The sequence below is a fragment of the Limimaricola variabilis genome, from assembly GCF_014195545.1.
In the GTDB taxonomy this organism is placed as follows: domain Bacteria; phylum Pseudomonadota; class Alphaproteobacteria; order Rhodobacterales; family Rhodobacteraceae; genus Limimaricola; species Limimaricola variabilis.
Window position 1 is genome coordinate 1 of record NZ_JACIBX010000030.1, and the last position, 3011, is coordinate 3011.

Sequence of the window (3011 nt, forward strand, 5' to 3'; positions counted from 1 at the left end):
GGCGAGGCGCGGGTATCGATGACCCCGTCTTCGGCGCGTGACTTGCAGAAGCTTGGGCACGAGTGCCTGATCGAGGCGGGGGCGGGCCTGGCGGCGGGCTTCACCGACGTGGCCTACGCGGCGGCGGGGGTGCGGGTCGTGCCGGATGCCGAGACGCTGTGGGCCGAGGCGGAGATCGTCACCAAGGTGCGGCCGCCGCTCGACGCCGAGATGGACCGGCTGCGCGAGGGCCAGACGCTGATCTCGTTCTTCTACCCGGGCCAGAACGCCGAAGCGCTGGGCCGCGCCAAGGACGCCGGCGCCACGGTGATCGCGATGGACATGGTGCCGCGGATCTCCCGCGCCCAGAAGATGGACGCGCTGTCGTCGATGGCCAACATCGCGGGCTACCGCGCGGTGATCGAGGCGGGCAGCAATTTCGGCCGCTTCTTCACCGGCCAGGTGACCGCCGCCGGCAAGGTGCCGCCGGCCCGGGTGCTGGTGATCGGCGCCGGCGTCGCCGGCCTCGCCGCGATCGGCACCGCGACCTCGCTGGGCGCGGTGACGCTCGCCTTCGACGTGCGTCCCGAGGTGGCCGAGCAGATCGAGAGCATGGGCGCCGAGTTCGTCTATCTCGACTTCGAGGACAGCCAGGACAGCGCGGCCACGGGCGGCTACGCCGCGCCTTCCAGCCCGGAGTTCCGCGAGAAGCAACTCGCCAAGTTCCGCGAGCTGGCGCCCGAGATCGACATCGTCATCTCCACCGCCCTCATCCCGGGCCGCGACGCGCCGGTGCTGTGGACCCGCGACATGGTCGAGGCGATGAAGCCCGGCTCGGTGATCGTCGATCTCGCCGCCGAGCGCGGCGGCAATTGCGAGCTGACGGTGCCGGAGGAGAAGTTCGTCACCGACAACGGCGTGACGATCATCGGCTACACCGATTTCCCCAGCCGCATGGCGGCGCAGGCCTCGACGCTCTACGCCACCAACATCCGCCACATGATGGCCGACCTCACGCCGAACAAGGACGGCGTCGTCGACCATGACATGGAGGACGACGTGATCCGCGGCGCCACCGCGACGCATCGCGGCGAGATCACCTACCCGCCGCCCAAGCCCAAGACCGCCGCCATCGCCGCCGCGCCCAAGAAGGAGAAGGCGCGCGAGCTGACGGTCGAGGAAAAGCGGTCGAACGAGATCGCGGCCTTCAGGAAGCAGACCAAGGACCAGATCGGCCTTCTGGCCGCGGGGGCGCTGGTGATGCTCCTGATCGGCGCGGTCGCGCCCGAGAGCTTCATGAGCCACTTCATCGTCTTCGCGCTGGCCTGCTTCGTCGGCTTCCAGGTGATCTGGGGCGTCAGCCACAGCCTGCACACGCCGCTGATGGCGGTGACCAACGCGATCTCCGGCATCGTCATCCTCGGCGCGCTGCTGCAGATCGGCTCGGGCAACTGGCTGGTGGTGTTTTTGTCGTTCATCGCGGTGCTGATCGCCTCGATCAACATCGTCGGCGGTTTCCTGGTCACGCGCCGGATGCTCGCCATGTTCCGCAAGTCGTAAGGGGGCCGGATCATGAGCATCGGCATCGTTTCCGCCGCCTATATCGTCGCGGCCATCCTGTTCATCCTGTCGCTGGGCGGCCTGTCGAACCAGGAAAGCGCCAAGCGCGCGGTCTGGTACGGCATTGCCGGCATGGCGGTGGCGGTCTTCGTCACCGTGTTCGGCCCCGGCGTGCACAACCTGTTTCTCATCCTCGTCGCGATCGCGGCGGGCGGCTTCGCGGGCTGGATCGTCGCCGGCCGGGTGCAGATGACCGAGATGCCGCAGCTGGTCGCCGCGCTGCACAGCTTCGTCGGCCTGGCGGCGGTGTTCATCGGCCTGAACGCCGACATCATGCTGCACGACGTCAACGCGCTGCTGGCCAGCCACGGGCTCGACCGCGCCGCGCTGGCGCTCTTGGACCCGACCGAGCTCGCGCAGGCGGGCGGCGGCTTCTTCGGCGAGCTCACCGGCTTCGGCAAGAAGCTGGCGCTGAAGGACGCGGCCGAGATCGGCATCCTCAAGACCGAGGTGTTCCTCGGCATCTTCATCGGCGCGGTGACCTTCACCGGCTCGGTGGTGGCCTTCGGCAAGCTCGCCGGAAAGGTCGACGGCAAGCCGAAGAAGCTGCCGGGCGGCCACATGCTCAACGCCGCAGCGCTGGCGCTGTGCCTGGCGCTGGGGCTTCTCTACCTCACCGGCGCCGGCATCTGGACCATGGTGCTGGTGACGATCATCGCGGGCTTCATCGGCTGGCACCTGATCATGGGCATCGGCGGCGCCGACATGCCGGTGGTCGTCTCGATGCTGAACTCCTATTCGGGCTGGGCCGCCGCGGCGATCGGCTTCACGCTGGGCAACGACCTGCTGATCGTCACCGGCGCGCTGGTCGGCTCCTCGGGTGCGATCCTGAGCTACATCATGTGCAAGGCGATGAACCGCAAGTTCGTCTCGGTGATCCTGGGCGGCTTCGGCGGCACCTCGGGCCCGGCGATGGCGGTCGAGGGCGAGCAGATCGCGATCGACGCCGACGGCGTGGCGCAGGCGCTCGAGGACGCCGACAGCGTGGTGATCATCCCCGGCTACGGCATGGCGGTGGCGCAGGCGCAGCAGTCGGTCTCCGAGCTGACCCGCAGGCTCCGGGCGCAGGGCAAGACCGTGCGCTTCGCGATCCACCCGGTGGCGGGGCGTCTGCCCGGCCACATGAACGTGCTCCTCGCCGAGGCCCGGGTGCCCTACGACATCGTGCTGGAGATGGACGAGATCAACGACGACTTCCCCGAGACCGACGTCGCCATCGTCATCGGCTCGAACGACATCGTGAACCCCGCCGCGCAGGACGACCCCAACTCCCCGATCGCCGGCATGCCGGTGCTCGAGGTCTGGAAGGCCAAGCAGGTCTTCGTCTCCAAGCGCGGCCAGGGCACCGGCTACTCCGGCATCGAAAACCCCCTCTTCTTCAAGGACAACACACGCATGTTCTACGGCGACGC

2 protein-coding genes are annotated in these 3011 nt (G+C 68.6%); both read left to right on the forward strand.

What is annotated here, in order from left to right:
- On the forward strand, positions 1–1539 hold a 1539-nt coding region (locus FHS00_RS17505; protein WP_246391468.1), incomplete at its 5' end, for a Re/Si-specific NAD(P)(+) transhydrogenase subunit alpha.
- Between the two features lie 12 nt (positions 1540–1551).
- On the forward strand, positions 1552–3011 hold a 1460-nt coding region (locus FHS00_RS17510), incomplete at its 3' end, for an NAD(P)(+) transhydrogenase (Re/Si-specific) subunit beta (protein WP_183475382.1).